The following is a 19637-nucleotide window of genomic DNA, read 5'->3' as shown; positions in this document are numbered from 1 at the left end:
TTGTATTACTCCTTTGTTTCCTTATCTTTAGAGGGATCTTCCACCGGCTGAACTGGCTGAGAAGGCTTCTGAGGCGTATTCACAGCACTCTCTGGAACTACCGCATCTGCCGCTGCCGGTTTGGTGCTGATGATCGGGTCCAGGTAATGTGCCTTCGGCTGTCCGCTAACCCGCCGTACAATAATCAGTGCAATGGCAACCACAATAATGAGCAGCGCGAGCAGCTGAGAGATACGGATATTCCCGTAAGCCGGGTCAAGATAGCCTTGCTCGAAGCCCATCCACTTCATTGGACTCCACAGCCCGTTAATGAAGGTTGCCACACCGCTGCTGCCGTCAAAGGCAAGACTGTCCGTACGCAGAGCTTCAATGAAGAAGCGGCCGATGGAGTACCAGATAAAGTAGGACATGAAGATTTCTCCGGCACGGACGAACTTCTGGCGGCGCAGCACCATGAGGAGCAGAATGCCCAGCAGACTCCAGAGTGATTCGTACAGGAAGGTCGGATGGTGAAAAGCATCCCCTATGTACATTTGATTAACGATAAAGTCCGGCAAATGCAGCTTATCCCGCAGGAACGATTCCTCTACCACACCGCCATAGGCTTCCTGGTTGATGAAATTACCCCACCGTCCGATCATCTGGCCGGCAAGCAGTCCGGGAGCACAGATATCCACGATGCGCCAGAACGGATAGCCTTTATAGCGGAAATAAATAATCCCGCAGATAATCGCGCCAATCAGGGCGCCATAAATCGCAATACCGCCATTCCAGACCTTGAAGATATCGAGCAGATTATCCTTATAGTCTTCCCACTTGAAGGCTACGAAGTATAGCCGCGCCCCAATAATAGCCGATGGCAAGCCTAACAGCAACATATCCATGAAGAACTCCTGAGGAATGTTGAAGCGTTTGCCTTCTTGAATACATAGGAAGAGCCCGGTAAGCGCACCAAGACCCAAAATCAGGCCATACCAGTGAACCGGCAGTGATCCAATCGAGAAGACAATCGGGTCAATCGCTAGTGAATAAAACATGCTCTCACACTCCTAATCGAGATCATCCATATCTTCTGAGATGGTGGCGGTAAGTTTATTCGTAAATTGCAGCGCGGCATTAAAGCCCATTTGCTTGAGCCGGTAATTCATCGCCGCCACCTCGATAATGACAGCGAGGTTACGTCCCGGACGGACAGGGATGGTAACCAGCGGCACATCGGTATCAATAATCCGTGTCGTCTCCTCATCCAGTCCCAGACGGTCATACTGCTTGTCCTGCTGCCAGGCTTCCAGTCTGACCACCAGAGTAATCCGCTTGTGATTACGGATAGCGCCTGCTCCAAAGAGCGTCATAACATTAATAATCCCGACACCGCGGATCTCCAGCAAGTGACGGATTAATTCCGGTGCGGTACCATGAAGCTGATTATCCGAAGTCTGGCGGATTTCCACCGCATCATCGGCAATCAGGCGATGACCGCGTTTAACCAGTTCCAGCGCGGTTTCACTTTTACCAATGCCGCTGGTGCCTGTAATCAGCATCCCTACCCCATACACATCACAGAGAACACCGTGAATTGTTGCTGTCGGTGCCAGTCTGCCCTCAAGGAAGCTGGTCAGTCTGCTTGAGAAAATGGTCGTCGCCATCGAGCTGCGCAGCACAGGAAGTCCCTTCTCGTTGCTGATATCCACAAGCTCCTGCGGAATATCCAGCCCACGAGTAATGACGATACACGGGGTATTGTCGTTACAGATACCGCGTACCCGGCTTTTCCGTTCTTCCTCTGAGAGCATAGAGAAGAAAGCCAGCTCTGTTTTGCCTAATAGCTGTACACGTTCTTCTGGATAATATTCGAAATAACCGGCCATTTCCAGCCCGGGACGGTTCAAATCATCCACTGTGATCGGTCTTTTCAGACCTTCATGTCCGGATACTACCTCTAATTGAAAATGCTGCACCAATTCCGATACTTTTACCTTCTTAGCCATATATGTGTCCGTCCTTTCGTCACCCGCGGCTTATGCCGCTTCCCCGCATACCGGTTACATCTTTATCCATTCCAGCTACAGGTAATTCTCCTGCTATCTTAATGGATTATGCCAGTGAATGCAATCTTAACCCCAGCGGTTATCGTTCCATTCCACCATGATCATTACAAGAAAAAGCCGCCTAACCAGGCGGCTTTCTTCATTATAAACTATGTTCACCCTGCAGAGATCTTATCCCAGCAGAACGTTAAGTTCGGATTCTTTGTCGAAGATGTGGACTTTGTTCATGTCGATGGCCAATCTAGGCTTACTGCCTTCACGGGTAGTGGAACGTCCATCTACACGTGCAATTACAGTGTTATTGCCAAGACCGCTCAAGTAGAGGAGCATTTCATGACCAAGGTTTTCCGTAACATCAACCATCGAAGTGAAGATTGTGTTAGGAGAAGCTTCCAGGAACACTGGCTCTTCATGAATGTCTTCTGGACGAACGCCCATGATTACATCTTTACCGATGAAGCCTTTGTTACGCAGGATTGTAGCTTTGCCGCCTGGAACTTCAACATCAAGGTTCTCTGCACGGAAACGGACAGCGCCGTTCACTTCGGAAAGAGTACCGTTGATAAAGTTCATGGTAGGGGAACCGATAAATCCGGCTACGAACAGGTTCGTAGGCTCATTGTACAGTTCTTCAGGGGAAGCCGCCTGCTGGATGATACCATCGTACATAACTACGATACGGTCACCCATCGTCATTGCTTCTGTCTGGTCATGCGTTACATAAATACAAGTAGTTTCAAGGCGTTTCACCAGCTTAGTGATTTCAGCACGCATTTGACCACGAAGTTTAGCATCCAAGTTGGAAAGAGGCTCATCCATCAAGAAGACTTGTGGATCACGGACGATTGCGCGGCCGAGAGCGACACGTTGACGTTGACCACCGGACAGTGCCTTAGGTTTGCGTTCCAGCAAGTGCTCGATATCCAGGATTTTCGCTGCTTCGCGCACTTTCTTGTCGATTTCTTCTTTCTTCACTTTGCGCAATTTCAGACCGAAAGCCATGTTCTGATATACACTCATGTGCGGGTACAAGGCGTAGGATTGGAATACCATCGCGATATCACGGTCTTTAGGAGCAACGTCATTCACTACACGGTCACCAATGTACATTTTACCTTCAGAGATTTCTTCCAGACCAGCGATCATACGCAGGGTTGTGGATTTACCGCAACCGGAAGGACCAACCAGTACGAGGAATTCCTTATCTTTAATATCAAGATTGATATCGATTACTGTTGCTTTATCGGAACCCGGGTATTTTTTGAAAATATGCTCTAAACGTACGCCTGCCATTGTATTTCCCCCTCGAGTCTAGTATTGGATTAGAAAATCAAACGCTTTCTTGTACACTTATCTTACCCCAGAGCCGGCCTCATGGCTATTTGCAAGGTTCACAAAAAACCTATTTTCTTTTCGTCACTTTATACAATAACATGGCAAGCTTCACAATAGCGGCATCCCCAAAGCTGCGGACATCGGCCCCCGTCTCCTGTTTAATCTTGTCCAGCCTGTAGAGCAGCGTGTTGCGGTGAATGTACAGCTTCTTGGCGGTTTCACTGACATTGCAGTCCATTTCAAAAAAACTCTCCAGCGTCAGCAGCATTTCCTTATCCGCCAGTACCGCCGTGTAATCACCGATCTGGCCCAGCAGCTGTCTCCGCCGGTCATCCGGAATACTGTTAACCAGCCGCTCCATGTGCAGCTCCCACGGCAGATGAATATAATCGCCTACCTGGAAGATACGGCCAAGAATAATGGTCTCCCGCAGCAAGGCGACTGCTCCTGTCAGACCTTTAACCGGGATAATGGCTGGAGAGACCGCCAGATGGAAGACGCCAACCCACTCGCTGGCAATCAGTTCATGCAGCCCCATAGAAGTCTGTGACAGCAGATCCTCAGCACTCTCTTCCTCATCCTCTTTATCATCTCCGCCTGTGAGGAGTTCCTTACGGGCTAAAATTAACCATTCCTTATCCTGCAGGGGAACCAGCAATACATCATTCTCGAAATAACTGCGCAGCAGCTTCATTAAGGAGCGATACGTCATCTGCGGATTATGAACATTCTCGCTTACCAGCATGAACGGAATCATATCTCCGAACAGCCGGCCCTTCAGCGAGATTTCATCCGGGATCTCCGCATCGTCCTTCTCCTGCTCCAGTTGGGCATTCAGCCAGCCGCTAAGCTGCCGCGCCTCCATCTCCCCTTCTTCCTTGAACCCGGTTGCCTTCAGCGCTACCGCAAAATTGCGTCCGGCATAATTCACCAGCTCCAGCTCCAGCGGCGACAGCCCCTCTGTCTCCACCCACACTGCTGTAACACGGCCATCATTCTCATAGAGGGGAATCCAGAGATAACCCTCATGAATGACCGGCAGTTCCTGATCCTTATCCGTACCTATGCCAAAAAGTGAAGCGGAATGCTGTCTCCCCAGCTGCTTGATTCCGGTCCTCTTTCCGGTGAGTTGCTCCAATTTTTGACGCAAACCCTCACTATCCATCATCACCATTCTCCACCACTTTTGCTTTTTTCGCTTATTTTATCATATTTTGCTGTAAAATGCGGAATTTGCGCTTACGAGCATACTTGGATCATGTATCAAAATACAAAAAAGGCCACCACCCTAAAGTGATGACCGTTTGACTTAAGATGAGCCATGAAGGACTCGAACCTTCGACACCCTGATTAAAAGTCAGGTGCTCTACCAACTGAGCTAATGGCTCCTAAAAAGGGATGGAGGCTGATGGATTCGAACCACCGAACACGTACGTGAGCAGATTTACAGTCTGATGCGTTTGGCCACTTCGCTAAGCCTCCATGATGGTGGCGCGGGAGGGAATCGAACCCCCGACACAAGGATTTTCAGTCCTTTGCTCTACCGACTGAGCTACCGAGCCATAAACAAACCTAAAAACAAAAAAATGTCGGAACAGGGCGGGATACTCTTCACTCCGTTACGAGATTGCGAAGTATTCCTTACGATGCCTATGCTTCAACGAACCCAGGGAATTCTCATCCCTTATGCCATTGAAAATGGCGGAACCGACGGGATTCGAACCCGCGATCTCCTGCGTGACAGGCAGGCATGTTAGGCCAACTACACCACGGTTCCACAATTTGCTCTTAAAAATGGTGCCGGCGAGAGGACTTGAACCCCCAACCTACTGATTACAAGTCAGTTGCTCTACCAGTTGAGCTACACCGGCACGGTGTAAGGTAATAAAATTTCAAACATAAAAATGGTGGAGGCTGAGGGGTTCGAACCCCCGACCCTCTGCTTGTAAGGCAGATGCTCTCCCAGCTGAGCTAAGCCTCCGGGTATGTATGGTAGCGGCAGAGGGGATCGAACCCCCGACCTCACGGGTATGAACCGTACGCTCTAGCCAGCTGAGCTACGCCGCCACACTACAAGTATTGGATTTATAATGGCGGAGAGAGAGGGATTCGAACCCTCGCACCGCTTACGCAGTCTAACCCCTTAGCAGAGGGTCCCCTTATAGCCACTTGGGTATCTCTCCAAATTAATGGTAGCCATGTAAATCCGCACAGGAAATTGATTCCTGAAAACTGAATCCGAAACGAATCTGCGAATTATTTTTTGGATAAGCCCTCGACCGATTAGTATTGGTCAGCTCCATGCATTGCTGCACTTCCACCTCCAACCTATCTACCTCGTCGTCTTCAAGGGGTCTTACATGTTGGGAAATCTCATCTTGAGGGGGGCTTCACGCTTAGATGCTTTCAGCGCTTATCCCGTCCGTACGTAGCTACTCAGCCATGCTCCTGGCGGAACAACTGATGCACCAGCGGTACGTCCATCCCGGTCCTCTCGTACTAAGGACAGCTCCTCTCAAATTTCCTGCGCCCACGACAGATAGGGACCGAACTGTCTCACGACGTTCTGAACCCAGCTCGCGTACCGCTTTAATGGGCGAACAGCCCAACCCTTGGGACCTACTTCAGCCCCAGGATGCGATGAGCCGACATCGAGGTGCCAAACCTCCCCGTCGATGTGGACTCTTGGGGGAGATAAGCCTGTTATCCCCAGGGTAGCTTTTATCCGTTGAGCGATGGCCCTTCCATGCGGTACCACCGGATCACTAAGTCCGACTTTCGTCCCTGCTCGACTTGTAGGTCTCGCAGTCAAGCTCCCTTATGCCTTTGCACTCTGCGAATGATTTCCAACCATTCTGAGGGAACCTTTGAACGCCTCCGTTACTCTTTAGGAGGCGACCGCCCCAGTCAAACTGCCCGCCTGACACGGTCCCCGTACCCGATAAGGGCACTAGGTTAGAACCTAGATACGATCAGGGTGGTATCCCAACGGCGCCTCCGCAGAAGCTTGCGCTCCTGCCTCCACGGCTCCCACCTATCCTGTACAGATCGTACCCAAATTCAATATCAAGCTGCAGTAAAGCTCCATGGGGTCTTTCCGTCTTGTCGCGGGTAACCTGCATCTTCACAGGTATTAAAATTTCACCGGATCTCTCGTTGAGACAGCGCCCAAGTCGTTACGCCATTCGTGCGGGTCAGAATTTACCTGACAAGGAATTTCGCTACCTTAGGACCGTTATAGTTACGGCCGCCGTTTACTGGGGCTTCGGTTCACAGCTTCGGATTGCTCCTAACCGCTCCCCTTAACCTTCCAGCACCGGGCAGGCGTCAGCCCGTATACTTCGCCTTGCGGCTTCGCACAGACCTGTGTTTTTGCTAAACAGTCGCTTGGGCCTTTTCACTGCGGCCCCCTCGGGCTATTCACCCTACCGAGGCACCCCTTCTCCCGAAGTTACGGGGTCATTTTGCCGAGTTCCTTAACGAGAGTTCTTCCGCGCGCCTTAGAATTCTCTTCTCGCCTACCTGTGTCGGTTTGCGGTACGGGCACCTTCTCCTGACTAGAGGCTTTTCTTGGCAGTGTGAGATCATGACCTTCGCTACTGTAATTTTCGCTCCCCATCACAGCCCAGCCTTACGATGTGCGGATTTGCCTGCACACCAGCCTCACTGCTTAGACGGACATCCATCAGTCCGCGTCACTACCCTCCTGCGTCACCCCATCGCTCATAGCGGATTACGGTGGTACAGTAATTTCAAACTGTTGTCCTTCGACTACGCCTGTCGGCCTCGCCTTAGGTCCCGACTTACCCTGAGCGGACGAGCCTTCCTCAGGAAACCTTGGGCTTTCGGCGGATCAGATTCTCACTGATCTTTTCGTTACTCATACCGGCATTCTCACTTGTATGCTGTCCAGCGCTCCTTACGGTACACCTTCAACCCACATACAACGCTCCCCTACCCCAGATGCAAAGCATCTAGCCATAGCTTCGGTGGTGTGTTTAGCCCCGTTACATTTTCGGCGCAGAGTCACTCGACCAGTGAGCTATTACGCACTCTTTCAATGGTGGCTGCTTCTAAGCCAACATCCTGGTTGTCTGTGCAACTCCACATCCTTTCCCACTTAACACACACTTGGGGACCTTAGCTGATGGTCTGGGCTGTTTCCCTTTTGACAATGGATCTTAGCACTCACTGTCTGACTCCCGGCAAGAAGTTAATGGCATTCGGAGTTTGACTGAGCTTGGTAACCCTTGCGGGCCCCGCACCCAATCAGTGCTCTACCTCCACCACTCCATTCACCGAGGCTAGCCCTAAAGCTATTTCGGGGAGAACCAGCTATCTCCGAGTTCGATTGGAATTTCTCCGCTACCCCCACCTCATCCCCGCATTTTTCAACATGCGTGGGTTCGGGCCTCCAGTGCGTGTTACCGCACCTTCACCCTGGACAGGGGTAGATCACACGGTTTCGGGTCTACGTCCACATACTTAGTCGCCCTATTCAGACTCGCTTTCGCTGCGGCTCCGGCTTCTCACCTTAACCTTGCATGTTAAACGTAACTCGCCGGTTCATTCTACAAAAGGCACGCCATCACCCATAAAGAGGGCTCTGACTTTTTGTAAGCACACGGTTTCAGGTTCTATTTCACTCCCCTTCCGGGGTGCTTTTCACCTTTCCCTCACGGTACTGTTTCACTATCGGTCGCCAGGTAGTATTTAGCCTTAGCAGATGGTCCTGCTGGATTCATACGGGGTTTCACGTGCCCCGCACTACTCGGGATCCGTCTCGGAGAGAACACAGTTTAGGCTACAGGGCTTTTACCTCTATCGCGGGCCTTTCCAGACCTCTTCGCCTACTGAATTCCTTTGTAACTCCATGTGAGACGTCCCACAACCCCAAGAGGCAAGCCCCTTGGTTTAGGCTGTTCCGCGTTCGCTCGCCGCTACTGACGGAATCACTATTGTTTTCTCTTCCTCAGGGTACTTAGATGTTTCAGTTCCCCTGGTCTGCCTCTGCATTTCCTATGTATTCAGAAATGAGTAACTGCGAATTACCACAGCTGGGTTTCCCCATTCGGACACCCCCGGATCAAAGCTTGCTTACAGCTCCCCGAGGCAGTTTCGTTGTTCGCCACGTCCTTCGTCGGCTCCTGGCGCCTAGGCATCCTCCGTGTGCTCTTAGTAGCTTAACCAATGCGTTTTCCCTAAGGAAAATCGCTAGTATCGCCATTAATATGAAACTTGTTTACACAAGTTCAGCTTAAAGGAATGTTCTAAAACGCAAATTCGTTTCGGTATCCAGTTTTCAAGGATCAAGTTGCTGTTATTATGAAACAATCACGACTGTGATGTTCGAAATAACAGACAATGTGCATATACTGTTGTAAAACATGATTGGTGGAGCCAAGCGGGATCGAACCGCTGACCTCCTGCTTGCAAGGCAGGCGCTCTCCCAGCTGAGCTATGGCCCCATATAATCACCCCAAAAAGTGAGGTGTAGCTTCGAGGTTAATTCCGATTACTTTTCGGGGACCCCGGTACTTGCCATTCAATTCCAGATTGTTATATGGTGGGCCTTGGTGGACTCGAACCACCGACCTCACCCTTATCAGAGGTGCGCTCTAACCAACTGAGCTAAAAGCCCATATAACAAAACTTGCAGTAGTGAAACAATCAATGAATTGATTGTTCGCTTGGCGGCGTCCTACTCTCCCAGGACCCTTCGGTCCAAGTACCATCGGCGCTGGAGGGCTTAACGGTCGTGTTCGGGATGGGTACGTGTGGAACCCCTCCGCTATCGCCACCAAACGCATACGAAAGAGACTTGCTCTTTCAAAACTGAACACGAGTGAGTGTCCGAACCCGAAGGTTCTATTGTGGAAGCAAAGCTTCCGATTTGAATGTCTTCATTGCAGAAGACGATTCTCCATAGAAAGGAGGTGATCCAGCCGCACCTTCCGATACGGCTACCTTGTTACGACTTCACCCCAATCATCTACCCCACCTTCGGCGGCTGGCTCCCTTGCGGGTTACCCCACCGACTTCGGGTGTTGTAAACTCTCGTGGTGTGACGGGCGGTGTGTACAAGACCCGGGAACGTATTCACCGCGGCATGCTGATCCGCGATTACTAGCAATTCCGACTTCATGCAGGCGAGTTGCAGCCTGCAATCCGAACTGAGACCGGCTTTGCTGGGATTGGCTCCACCTCGCGGCTTCGCTTCCCGTTGTACCGGCCATTGTAGTACGTGTGTAGCCCAGGTCATAAGGGGCATGATGATTTGACGTCATCCCCACCTTCCTCCGGTTTGTCACCGGCAGTCACTCTAGAGTGCCCAGCTTCACCTGCTGGCAACTAAAGTCAAGGGTTGCGCTCGTTGCGGGACTTAACCCAACATCTCACGACACGAGCTGACGACAACCATGCACCACCTGTCTCAACTTTCCCCGAAGGGCACCTGATGCATCTCTGCTTCGTTAGTTGGATGTCAAGACCTGGTAAGGTTCTTCGCGTTGCTTCGAATTAAACCACATACTCCACTGCTTGTGCGGGTCCCCGTCAATTCCTTTGAGTTTCAGTCTTGCGACCGTACTCCCCAGGCGGAGTGCTTACTGTGTTAACTTCGGCACCAAGGGTATCGAAACCCCTAACACCTAGCACTCATCGTTTACGGCGTGGACTACCAGGGTATCTAATCCTGTTTGCTCCCCACGCTTTCGCGCCTCAGCGTCAGTTACAGCCCAGAAAGTCGCCTTCGCCACTGGTGTTCCTCCACATATCTACGCATTTCACCGCTACACGTGGAATTCCACTTTCCTCTTCTGTACTCAAGTCACCCAGTTTCCAGTGCGACCTCAGGTTGAGCCCAAGGTTTAAACACCAGACTTAAATAACCGCCTGCGCGCGCTTTACGCCCAATAATTCCGGACAACGCTTGCCCCCTACGTATTACCGCGGCTGCTGGCACGTAGTTAGCCGGGGCTTTCTTCTCAGGTACCGTCACTCCGGCAGCAGTTACTCTACCGGACGTTCTTCCCTGGCAACAGAGCTTTACGATCCGAAAACCTTCATCACTCACGCGGCATTGCTCCGTCAGGCTTGCGCCCATTGCGGAAGATTCCCTACTGCTGCCTCCCGTAGGAGTCTGGGCCGTGTCTCAGTCCCAGTGTGGCCGTTCACCCTCTCAGGTCGGCTACGCATCGTCGCCTTGGTGGGCCGTTACCCCACCAACTAGCTAATGCGCCGCAGGCCCATCCCCAAGCAGCAGATTGCTCCGCCTTTCATTCTTCTCTCAGGAGAAAAAAGAAATTATCCGGTATTAGCTACCGTTTCCGGTAGTTATCCCAGGCTTGAGGGCAGGTTGCCTACGTGTTACTCACCCGTCCGCCGCTAAGTCTGAAAGGAAGCAAGCTTCCTCTCAAACTCCGCTCGACTTGCATGTATTAGGCATGCCGCCAGCGTTCGTCCTGAGCCAGGATCAAACTCTCCAAATTGGTATTTAGAAAGAGCGATTGCTCATTTTGAAACATCTGACGAGAATTTACATTCTCATTTTTGGATCTCACCGAAGTGATTTCCCACTCACTCGTTGTTCAGTTTTCAAAGATCAATGTCTCATCTTTTGTCGTTGATGTTTGTCTCAGCAGCGACCTTTATAATATATCACAGCACCCTTGTTTCAGTCAAGCGTTTTTTTAATTTCTTTTTTCGCTTTAGCTTCCAGCAAGTGATCCGAAGATCTCCTGTCCAAAGGGCCGAGACTTAATGTATCATGAATCAGGAGCCTTCGTCAACCTCTAAAACAAAGTTAATTTTAATCCCAATAACAGCGCCACTCCCGGCAGCCCAAGAATGGTTACAGCACCTATGGTTGTAGGGTTAAGCGGAATGTGCAGATCGCTTACAACTCCTGAGAAATTAACGATATAAATCCCGAGCGCCGCCAATATAAGATGGGTTCCAAATACACTCAACCAAGCCCAGCCCAGTCTTTTCCTGAATACAATCAGGACCAGCAGCGCTGCAGATATAATCAGCACACCCATCGCAACAGTTCTTAGCATTGTTCTCCTCCTCGCTGACTCATTCTGTTCATACTTGCAGCTGGCTCCGGTTAAGCCCCAGCCGCTTGGCATCCTTAAGGTGTATCTGATATTTGCGCTCAGCCGCCTCCAGGATATAGATTGCATAGTCAATCTGATCCTGGCCCAGTGCCTCATCAAACATCAGGTAAGCCCGCTCCCATTCAGACTGCGCTTTACGTACCTCTTGGTATACTGTCCCCCATTCCTCTTCCGTCTGCACTGCCTTTTCCTTATCCGTATTCCCGCTCAGCCACTTGGTACTCCACCAACCCATTGCAATCCCTCCTAAGATATATGAATAACTGCAGATGCAACCGGTGATTCACACCCGTTAATCTCATACATATCGGAATAGGGACAAACTTAGAACCGGGAGAGGGAGCTTAGCAGAACTTTTAGCAGAATATGAGCGCTTCTTCAGAAAATCAAAAAAGGAGCCCGAGGGCTCCCTACACTTATAATACAACAGCACAACACTCAGAACAGCTCACGACGGCCTTCCAGTGCCTTCGACAGGGTTACCTCATCCGCATACTCAAGATCGCCGCCTACAGGCAAGCCATGGGCTATCCTGGTGATCTTGATCTCAAAGGGACGGACAAGACGCGAGATATACATGGCAGTGGCTTCCCCTTCAATGTTGGGGTTGGTAGCCATAATCAGCTCCTTCACCCGCTCATCGCTGAGTCTGGTCAGCAGCTCCTTCAGCCTTATATCATCCGGCCCTATGCCTTCCATCGGCGAAATTGCACCCTGGAGCACATGATAATAGCCGTCAAATTCCTTGGTTCGTTCGATAGCCACCAGATCCTTCGAGTCCTGAACCACACAGATTACCGAAGCATCGCGGGTTTTGTCCTGGCAGATCCGGCACGGGTCGGTATCCGTTATGTTGCAGCAGACCGAGCAATAATGAAGATTACGCTTGACGCTGACCAGGGCTTTGGCGAAATCAATCACCTCGTCCTCCTTCATGTTCAACACATGAAAGGCCAGCCGGGCAGCTGTCTTCGGGCCAATCCCGGGCAAACGTGTAAAAGCTTCTATTAGCTTGGCTAGCGGTTCTGGATAATACAAAGTATCGGTTCTCCTTTGGCAGGGAGTGGAGTAAGCCTAGAACAAGCCAGGAATCTTCATTCCGCCTGTGAATTTACCCATATCGTTGTTCGCCAACTCTTCTGCCTGGGTAAGAGCATCATTAACAGCAGTGATCACCAGATCCTGCAGCATTTCGATATCCTCCGGATCTACAACCTCCGGTTTGATCTGAATGGACAGCAATTTCTTGTGTCCGTTCACCTGAACGGTAACCACGCCGCCTCCGGAAGAACCTTCAATTGTCTTGCTGCCCAGCTCTTCCTGGGCTTTGAGCATCTGCTCCTGCATTTTTTTAACCTGCTTCATCATTTGGTTCATATTATTCATAGATCATCTCTCCTTTGGGATGCGCATCTTCGCGCTGATAGCTGAATCCTTATTCTTTTATGACAACAAGGTCTTCTCCAAAGAGCTGGATCGCCTCATCAATCCATGGTTCGGACTTGCCTTCGCCGCTCTCGTGCTCATGCTCCAGACGCAGCTCCTCTGTTCCGGCCGAAGCCGCGGATTTCGTCGCAGCTTCATTCCAGTCACGCATCATCATAGTTACCAGCCGGAATGGCTTACCCAGCTTGGCATTCATTACGTTCTCGATGACCTGCCGGTTCGCAGGCTTCTCGGTAGTATCCCGGTGAATGGTATTCTTAAAAGCAACCAGCACGGCATCTTCCATCACCGCTACCGGCTCACCGTCCACAAACCACGCATGTACCGTGACCTTCTCTTCCTTCACACCCTGAAGAACAAGACTCCACTGCTTATAGACCGCGCTAAAATCAGGACTGTCCTTACCCGCAATAAACTTATCCAGCTGCGGGGGAAGCTTAGAGGCCGAGGATACGCGCGGAGCGCTTGGCGGGGCAGTGCGCTGCGCTGCCTGCTCACGCCCGCCGCCGGCAACTCCGCCGGCTTGAATAGCCTGCTCCAGCTTCTTCTCCAGCGCGGCAATCTGCGCTCTGAGCTGATCCAGCTCACCGGACTGTACCTGCGGAGAACCATTTGCAGCTGCAGTTGCGGCTGCATTCACTGCCGGATCGCCTACAGAAGGAGCAGTAGCATCCTGCGGACCGCTGCACAGCTTCATCAGCGCTACCTCGAATATGGTCTGCGGATGTGTAGCATACTTCATCTCCCCCAGATAACGGCTCAGCGTCTCCACAATCAGGAATAAGCGGTCGCGGGTAAAGGCCTTAGCCATGTCGCGGAAATCTGCCGGATTCAGCACGCGGTCCGTTAGCTGATCCGCTCCAGGCACCATCTTGATCATCAGTAAATCGCGGAAATAATACAGAAGATTCTCCAGGCACTTATCTGCGCTCTTACCCTCATGCATCATCTGCTCCACAAGCTCCAGCAGCTGCCCCATGTCACTCTCAAGAATAGCATTCGCCAGACGCGCGAACTGCTCGGAGGGGATGCCCCCGGTCATTCCCAGCACCTGCTGATAGGTCACATTCCCATCTGTAAAGGATGAGATCTGATCCAGGATGCTGAGCGCATCCCGCATTCCCCCGTCAGACAGGCGGGCGATATACTGGAGCGCATCTGCATCTGCTGTAATGCCTTCCTTCTGGCAAATCTCGGTCAGGCGGCCCGTCTGTTCCTCCAGTGAGACCCGGCGGAAGTCAAACCGCTGGCAACGCGAGATAATCGTAGCCGGAAGCTTGTGCGGCTCGGTAGTCGCCAGTATAAACATCACATGCTGCGGAGGCTCTTCGAGCGTCTTCAGCAGAGCATTGAATGCCTCTGTTGTCAGCATATGCACTTCATCAATAATATACACTTTACGGCGTACTTCGGTAGGTGCATATTTCACCTTATCCCGCAGATCGCGAATCTCTTCAACGCCCCGGTTGGATGCCGCATCAATCTCCTGAACGTCCATGATGTTGCCTGCCGTAATCCGCAGGCAGGACGGACATTCATTGCAGGGCTCAGGACCCGGGCCCCGCTCGCAATTGACTGCCTTGGCCAATACCTTGGCCGCACTCGTCTTACCGGTTCCCCGCGGTCCGCTGAACAGATAGGCATGCGAAACCCGTTGTTCACGGATCGCATTCTGCAGCGTCTGGATAATATGCTGCTGCCCTACCATATCTTGAAACGACTGCGGCCGCCAGGCACGGTACAGCGCGATATGTTCCACTATGCATTACCCTCTCTCAGGCTGCCGCTTTCCGGCATTTGTCGCTAATTTATTATACTATATTCCCAAGTCTTTGACCAAGCAGAAGCGGCTCACCGTCCGAAAGGTAAGGATATTAGCCAGAGCGGGAATAATATCTCATAACCTAGGATACCTAGAAAAACAAAAAGCATCTTTGCTTGTAGCAAAGACGCTATCATCATCCTTATTTAAACCGTGCACCTGTTATTGATGGCTGCGATCCAAGCGGTAACCCTACAAAACTGCTCGGGCTAGGCCACCCTCCGGCACAAGAGCAAACTCGCTTATGGCTGCTTCCTTCCGGACCTGACCAGGTTCACAAGCACTCATTGCGGAGGACCCAACCGTCAACACAGCCCATAGGAACCAAGGCCTCACATCGACAGCACCTCTAACAGGAATTCAACCTCGCTACAGCGGATTGCGAGTTACAGGGCACCGCTACCTCCCCGTCTAGCACGGCGAAGATAAGTATAGCTTACGGACAGGCAAAAATCAACTATGCAATATTAGACACCGTATTTCTTCTTGAATCTGTCCACACGGCCGCCGGCATCCAGGAACTTCTGCTTACCGGTGAAGAACGGGTGACAGCTTGAGCAAATTTCGACGCGAAGCTCCTGTACTGTCGAGCCGGCTTCAAACGTGTTACCGCAAGCGCAGGTTACCTTCGTTACATTGTACTTGGGTTGAATGGTTGTTTGCATATGAAATCTCACCTCTCACGCCCTAAGCCTCATGCGGGCCTAGAGTTATATGATTACGCAAGCTACATTCTAGCATGCAAGGCCCAGGCTCTGCAATAGGCCTGCCATTCTTAAAATAATAAGGCCTAAAGCTGCACTCTGCGCTGCTTGGCACGGGCCAGCTCAGCAGGGGGGACATGGGTAAAGGAACCAATCACAACCTCCGGGAGCTCCTCACGGAAGATCTCCAGCATGGTCTTCATGCCAAGGATCTCACCCCGTGCAGGGGGAATAAGCTCCAGATAGCTCTCCGGGTCAATATTGAGATTACGCATCTGAATGAGCTTAAGATCTGTACGTCTGACGAACTCCACCATCGCTTCAATCTCTTCCTCACGGTCTGTAACCCCCGGGAAAATCAAATAGTTAATGGAGGTGTATACGCCTTGTGAGGCAGCGTACTTCAGCGACTTCTCCACGTTAGCCAGCGTATACCCGCGAGGCTTGTAATAGGCGTTATAATGGTCATCCAGCGCACTGATGGTACTAACCCGCATCAGATCAAGACCGGCATCGACAATGCCGCGGATATGATCGCTTAAGCCGGCATTGGTGTTAATATTGATATAGCCCATATCCGTAATGGACCGGACTTCACGGATAGATTCAATAATCAGCTTCGCCTGCGTAGAAGGCTCACCTTCACAGCCCTGTCCAAAGCTGACAATGGATTCCGGCGTCTTCAGGTGCTCCAGCATCACTTGCGATACTTCGTTCACTGCCGGACGGAAGCTCATCCGTGTCTGCGGGGACACAAACCCGCTGTCATCGGGCTGTTCAGAGATACAACCGAAGCAGCCGGCGTTGCAGGAGTATGAGACCGGAACAGCGCCTTCCCAGCGGCCGAGGAAGGTATTGGACGAGGTTAAGCATTCATATTCCAGCGCGCAGTTGGACAAGTGATTATACAGACGGTTCTCCGGGTATTTGGCAGTCAGTTCGCCCACACCGTTCTTCACATCGTCCCGGTCGCAGTTAAGCGGGTTCCACTGCTCCGGATCATCCGTAAGATCAGCCGCCACATAGAATCCGCCGTCCTTCCATACTACAGCGGAATATCCGAAGAGCGGAAGCTTGTAGGTCTTGTCTATCTTGACGTAACCGGGAAGGCACAGGCGGGTGTATCCCTGCGGCAGCAAGGCTCCGACAGCCTGCGAACCTGCCGGCAGGGGCAGCATCTCACCGGTCTCCGGATTCATCCCAATCGCACGGGTGCTCGGGAGCCCGACCAGCGTGGCCCCCTCAGGCAGCGGAACCAGCTCTTCCTCCAGTATCTCAACGATCATATCGCCACTGCGGGCCAGGGCATACAGCTCGGGATGATCATATACGTTTCCTTGTTCATCGGCATATACCAAATACATGTTATTCTCCTCTTGTTATCTATTCTCAGGTAGTCGGCACAGTAGGCGCCTTGGGACGCGTGGTGCGGCGGGCAGACGAGCCGCTGTTCGAGGTACCGCCTTTGCTGGCCGTACCGCTTGCTGACGAGGAATCCTTGCCTCCAGCCACATCGAAGGAGGCCAGGAACTCCGCATTCGTCTTGCTGTCACGCAGCTTCTTCAGGAATCCTTCTACGAAGTCATAGGATTCATTCATATTTTTACGGATTGACCAGATGGTATCCAGCTCTTCCTTGCTAAGCAATACTTCTTCACGGCGCGTACCCGAACGGCGGATATCAATTGCCGGGAAGATCCGGCGTTCAGCCAGCTTGCGGTCCAGATGGAGCTCCATGTTCCCTGTACCCTTGAATTCCTCATAAATAATATCATCCATCCGTGAGCCGGTATCAATCAGTGCGGTGGCAAGAATAGTTAAGCTGCCGCCCTCCTCCACGTTACGTGCGGAACCGAAGAAGCGCTTAGGCCGATGGAACGCGGCAGGATCAATCCCTCCGCTAAGTGTCCGGCCGGATGGCGGAACTACGAGATTGTAGGCACGGGCAAGACGGGTAATGCTATCCAGCAGAATAACGACATCCTTCTTGTGCTCTACCAGACGCAGCGCGCGCTGAAGCACAAGCTCTGCCACTTTAATATGATTCTCCGGCAGCTCATCAAATGTCGAAGCCACTACCTCACCTTTTACCGAACGCTGCATATCCGTTACTTCCTCGGGACGTTCATCGATCAGCAGAACAAACAGTGCAATCTCGGGATTGTTCGTAGAGATACTGTTGGCAATTTCTTTGAGGAGGAGCGTCTTCCCTGCTTTGGGAGGTGCTACAATCAAACCGCGCTGTCCCAGACCTACAGGAGCAAGCAAATCCATGATACGGGTCGATAAATGAGTTGGGGATGTTTCGAGCGGCAGCTTATCTTGCGGATAAAGCGGCGTAAGCGCCGGAAAATGTAACCGTTCAGCTGCAGTTGCCGGGTTCTCGCCGTTGACGGCATTCACCTGCAAGAGTCCGAAATAGCGTTCGTTCTCCTTCGGCGTCCGGCATTTCCCGGAGACCAGGTCACCGCTTCTAAGGTCGAACTTGCGGATCTGCGATGCAGAGATATAGATATCCTCCGCACTCGGCAAGTAGTTAATCGGCCGAAGGAAGCCATAGCCTTCCGGCAGAATCTCAAGCACGCCTTCCATAAACATTAGACCGCTCTGCTCTGCCTGTGCTCTAAGAATAGCGAAGATTAACTCCCGCTTCTTAAGCGTTCCGTAATAAGGAATCTGGTATTTCTTGGCGAGCTTATACAGATCGGTAAGCTTCATTTCTTCCAGATCGGAAATTTGAAGATCCATGTGCTATAACCACCTATTCAATTTGTGTATGATGAGTTCTAAACTATGAGTCTATGAAAATGCTTATTAGGATAGGATTACCCGAATTGGAAGGAGATATGCATTTAAGCAGCCAATTTCTGCCCTTGCCAATCCGGGTATTCTCATTATTCGTTCTCGCGCCAGACATCGGCTCCCAGACTGCGAAGATTACTTACGAGGTTGTCATAACCGCGGTCAATATACTCTACACCTGTCACTTCGGTGATACCTTCTTCAACAGTAAGACCGGCAATCACCAGCGCTGCGCCTGCACGGAGGTCGGCAGCCTTCACCTTGGCTGCATTGAGCCGGCCCCCTTCAATGATAGCGGAACGTCCCTCTACACGAATCTTAGCGCCCATGCGGACCAATTCAGGAACATGCTTGAACCGGTTACTGTAGACGAAATCGCTCAGGACGCTAACGCCTTCAGCCTGAGTCAGCATGCTCGTCATTGGAGATTGCAGATCGGTCGCGAAACCGGGATAGATCAGCGCCTTGACATCCGCGTGCTGGTACTTGGCCTTGCCGATCACCCGGATACTCTCATCCAGTTCTTCTATGTCAACTCCCATTTCCAGCAGCTTGGCAGTGAGCGCCTCCAGATGCTTGGGAATCACGTTATCAATTAAGACATTGCCCCGCGTAGCCGCTGCGGCAATCATGTAAGTTCCAGCCTGAATACGGTCAGGAATAATCGAATGACGGCAACCGTGCATTTCGTCTACGCCTTCAATCCGGATTGTTTCGGTACCGGCGCCCTTAATAACAGCGCCCATGGAGTTGAGCAGGGTAGCTACATCTATAATCTCAGGCTCTTTAGCCGCATTTTCAATAATTGTAGAGCCTTTGGCACGGGAGGCCGCGAGCATAATGTTAATAGTGGCGCCGACACTGGATACATCCAGATAGATCTTGGCACCGCGCAGTTCTTTGGCATACAGGTGAATCGAACCATGGTCATTGGTAACAGTCGCACCAAGCGCCTCAAAGCCTTTGATATGCTGGTCAATCGGACGGGGCTCAAAATTACAGCCGCCGGGTAATCCAATGGTCGCTTCCTTAAACCGGCCCAAAAGTGCGCCCATCATATAATAAGAGGCCCGGAGCTTCTTCACCGGTCCGTTAGGCATGGGAATGGATACGATACGGGAGGGATTAATTCTCATTTGGCTGCCTGTCCATGACACGCTCGCGCCAAGCTCCTCCAGAATCTCGGAGTAAACGGCAACATCACTAAGCGCAGGCAAATTATCCAGCACAACTTCAGACTCCGCCAAAATGGCTGCAGGAATAAGCGCAATGGCGCTATTCTTTGCTCCGCTGATGGTAACAACGCCCTCTAGCGGACGTCCGCCGCCAATCATTAATTTTTCCATAAATTTATCTGGTT

13 protein-coding genes, 10 tRNA genes, 3 rRNA genes and 1 other RNA gene are annotated in these 19637 nt (G+C 51.5%); all 27 read right to left on the bottom strand.

Annotation, left to right across the window (positions count from 1 at the left end):
• Window positions 1–5: 5 nt before the first annotated feature.
• The 27 genes from lgt to NYE26_RS31865 all read right to left on the bottom strand — a co-directional run bounded on the left by lgt (window position 6) and on the right by NYE26_RS31865 (window position 19623).
• Window positions 6–1037 carry a prolipoprotein diacylglyceryl transferase gene (lgt, locus tag NYE26_RS31995; RefSeq protein ID WP_339252763.1) on the bottom strand — a complete coding sequence of 344 codons (1032 nt, stop codon included), beginning with the start codon at window positions 1035–1037 and terminating at the stop codon, window positions 6–8.
• A gap of 12 nt (window positions 1038–1049) precedes the next feature.
• Window positions 1050–1988, bottom strand: a complete 939-nt coding sequence (hprK, locus tag NYE26_RS31990) for an HPr(Ser) kinase/phosphatase (protein ID WP_339252761.1) — start codon at window positions 1986–1988, stop codon at window positions 1050–1052.
• Window positions 1989–2219: 231 nt separating this feature from the next.
• Window positions 2220–3341, bottom strand: coding sequence for a sn-glycerol-3-phosphate ABC transporter ATP-binding protein UgpC (gene ugpC, locus NYE26_RS31985; RefSeq protein WP_036726231.1), 1122 nt, complete (start codon window positions 3339–3341; stop codon window positions 2220–2222).
• A gap of 109 nt (window positions 3342–3450) precedes the next feature.
• Window positions 3451–4533: a helix-turn-helix domain-containing protein gene (locus NYE26_RS31980; protein ID WP_235191905.1), complete on the bottom strand. Its 1083-nt coding sequence runs from the start codon at window positions 4531–4533 to the stop codon at window positions 3451–3453.
• A gap of 165 nt (window positions 4534–4698) precedes the next feature.
• Window positions 4699–4771: transfer RNA gene (locus NYE26_RS31975), tRNA-Lys, on the bottom strand.
• 11 nt (window positions 4772–4782) lie between these two features.
• A tRNA-Tyr gene (locus NYE26_RS31970) sits at window positions 4783–4865 on the bottom strand.
• Window positions 4866–4869: 4 nt separating this feature from the next.
• A tRNA-Phe gene (locus tag NYE26_RS31965) sits at window positions 4870–4945 on the bottom strand.
• A gap of 137 nt (window positions 4946–5082) precedes the next feature.
• Window positions 5083–5160 (bottom strand) — tRNA-Asp (locus tag NYE26_RS31960).
• Window positions 5161–5178: 18 nt separating this feature from the next.
• Window positions 5179–5254, bottom strand: a tRNA-Thr gene (locus NYE26_RS31955).
• A 34-nt stretch (window positions 5255–5288) separates the two neighbouring features.
• Window positions 5289–5364: transfer RNA gene (locus NYE26_RS31950), tRNA-Val, on the bottom strand.
• Between the two features lie 9 nt (window positions 5365–5373).
• Window positions 5374–5450: transfer RNA gene (locus NYE26_RS31945), tRNA-Met, on the bottom strand.
• Window positions 5451–5474: 24 nt separating this feature from the next.
• Window positions 5475–5566, bottom strand: a tRNA-Ser gene (locus NYE26_RS31940).
• A gap of 80 nt (window positions 5567–5646) precedes the next feature.
• Window positions 5647–8572, bottom strand: a 23S ribosomal RNA gene (locus tag NYE26_RS31935).
• A 203-nt stretch (window positions 8573–8775) separates the two neighbouring features.
• Window positions 8776–8851 (bottom strand) — tRNA-Ala (locus NYE26_RS31930).
• 96 nt (window positions 8852–8947) lie between these two features.
• Window positions 8948–9024, bottom strand: a tRNA-Ile gene (locus NYE26_RS31925).
• 47 nt (window positions 9025–9071) lie between these two features.
• A 5S ribosomal RNA gene (gene rrf / locus NYE26_RS31920) occupies window positions 9072–9188 on the bottom strand.
• Between the two features lie 124 nt (window positions 9189–9312).
• Window positions 9313–10873: ribosomal RNA gene (locus NYE26_RS31915) — 16S ribosomal RNA — on the bottom strand.
• Together the 16S, 23S and 5S rRNA genes with 10 tRNA genes alongside form the textbook arrangement of a ribosomal RNA operon.
• 303 nt (window positions 10874–11176) lie before the next feature.
• Window positions 11177–11443: a pro-sigmaK processing inhibitor BofA family protein gene (locus NYE26_RS31910; RefSeq protein WP_076084856.1), complete on the bottom strand. Its 267-nt coding sequence runs from the start codon at window positions 11441–11443 to the stop codon at window positions 11177–11179.
• A 28-nt stretch (window positions 11444–11471) separates the two neighbouring features.
• Entirely contained in the window at window positions 11472–11738 is a 267-nt protein-coding gene (locus NYE26_RS31905; protein ID WP_076084853.1) for a DUF2508 family protein, read from the bottom strand.
• Between the two features lie 203 nt (window positions 11739–11941).
• Window positions 11942–12541 (bottom strand): recombination mediator RecR, encoded by a 600-nt coding sequence (gene recR / locus NYE26_RS31900; RefSeq protein WP_036698882.1) that lies wholly within the window; start codon window positions 12539–12541, stop codon window positions 11942–11944.
• 36 nt (window positions 12542–12577) lie between these two features.
• Entirely contained in the window at window positions 12578–12889 is a 312-nt protein-coding gene (locus NYE26_RS31895) for a YbaB/EbfC family nucleoid-associated protein (RefSeq protein ID WP_036698884.1), read from the bottom strand.
• Between the two features lie 49 nt (window positions 12890–12938).
• Complete coding sequence (dnaX, locus tag NYE26_RS31890) at window positions 12939–14708, bottom strand: DNA polymerase III subunit gamma/tau (protein WP_339252755.1); 1770 nt, start codon at window positions 14706–14708, stop codon at window positions 12939–12941.
• A 214-nt stretch (window positions 14709–14922) separates the two neighbouring features.
• Window positions 14923–15191, bottom strand: an RNA gene (ffs, locus tag NYE26_RS31885) — signal recognition particle sRNA large type.
• 47 nt (window positions 15192–15238) lie between these two features.
• The gene (gene rpmE / locus NYE26_RS31880; RefSeq protein WP_036724459.1) at window positions 15239–15436 is read right to left on the bottom strand and encodes a 50S ribosomal protein L31; all 198 of its coding nucleotides are present in this window, start codon (window positions 15434–15436) and stop codon (window positions 15239–15241) included.
• 125 nt (window positions 15437–15561) lie between these two features.
• A complete protein-coding gene (locus tag NYE26_RS31875; RefSeq protein WP_339252753.1) occupies window positions 15562–16839 on the bottom strand; it encodes a radical SAM protein in 1278 nt (425 codons plus the stop codon).
• 25 nt (window positions 16840–16864) lie between these two features.
• Window positions 16865–18223: a transcription termination factor Rho gene (gene rho / locus NYE26_RS31870; protein ID WP_036724456.1), complete on the bottom strand. Its 1359-nt coding sequence runs from the start codon at window positions 18221–18223 to the stop codon at window positions 16865–16867.
• A 146-nt stretch (window positions 18224–18369) separates the two neighbouring features.
• A complete protein-coding gene (locus tag NYE26_RS31865; protein ID WP_036724455.1) occupies window positions 18370–19623 on the bottom strand; it encodes a UDP-N-acetylglucosamine 1-carboxyvinyltransferase in 1254 nt (417 codons plus the stop codon).
• Between the last annotated feature and the right edge of the window lie 14 nt (window positions 19624–19637).

Source organism: Paenibacillus sp. FSL P2-0136 (assembly GCF_037975325.1).
GTDB lineage: Bacteria > Bacillota > Bacilli > Paenibacillales > Paenibacillaceae > Paenibacillus_AQ > Paenibacillus_AQ silagei.
This window is presented reverse-complemented; position numbering and strand designations above follow the sequence as displayed.

Excerpts from the sequence above, each read along its gene's own strand:
- lgt (WP_339252763.1), bottom strand. The coding sequence starts at position 1,037 with ATGTTTTATTCACTAGCGATTGACCCGATTGTCTTCTCGATTGGATCA.
- NYE26_RS31905 (WP_076084853.1), bottom strand. The coding sequence starts at position 11,738 with ATGGGTTGGTGGAGTACCAAGTGGCTGAGCGGGAATACGGATAAGGAA.
- NYE26_RS31895 (WP_036698884.1), bottom strand. The coding sequence starts at position 12,889 with ATGAATAATATGAACCAAATGATGAAGCAGGTTAAAAAAATGCAGGAG.
- hprK (WP_339252761.1), bottom strand. The coding sequence starts at position 1,988 with ATGGCTAAGAAGGTAAAAGTATCGGAATTGGTGCAGCATTTTCAATTA.
- ugpC (WP_036726231.1), bottom strand. The coding sequence starts at position 3,341 with ATGGCAGGCGTACGTTTAGAGCATATTTTCAAAAAATACCCGGGTTCC.
- NYE26_RS31865 (WP_036724455.1), bottom strand. The coding sequence starts at position 19,623 with ATGGAAAAATTAATGATTGGCGGCGGACGTCCGCTAGAGGGCGTTGTT.
- rho (WP_036724456.1), bottom strand. The coding sequence starts at position 18,223 with ATGGATCTTCAAATTTCCGATCTGGAAGAAATGAAGCTTACCGATCTG.
- rpmE (WP_036724459.1), bottom strand. The coding sequence starts at position 15,436 with ATGCAAACAACCATTCAACCCAAGTACAATGTAACGAAGGTAACCTGC.
- NYE26_RS31910 (WP_076084856.1), bottom strand. The coding sequence starts at position 11,443 with ATGCTAAGAACTGTTGCGATGGGTGTGCTGATTATATCTGCAGCGCTG.
- NYE26_RS31875 (WP_339252753.1), bottom strand. The coding sequence starts at position 16,839 with ATGTATTTGGTATATGCCGATGAACAAGGAAACGTATATGATCATCCC.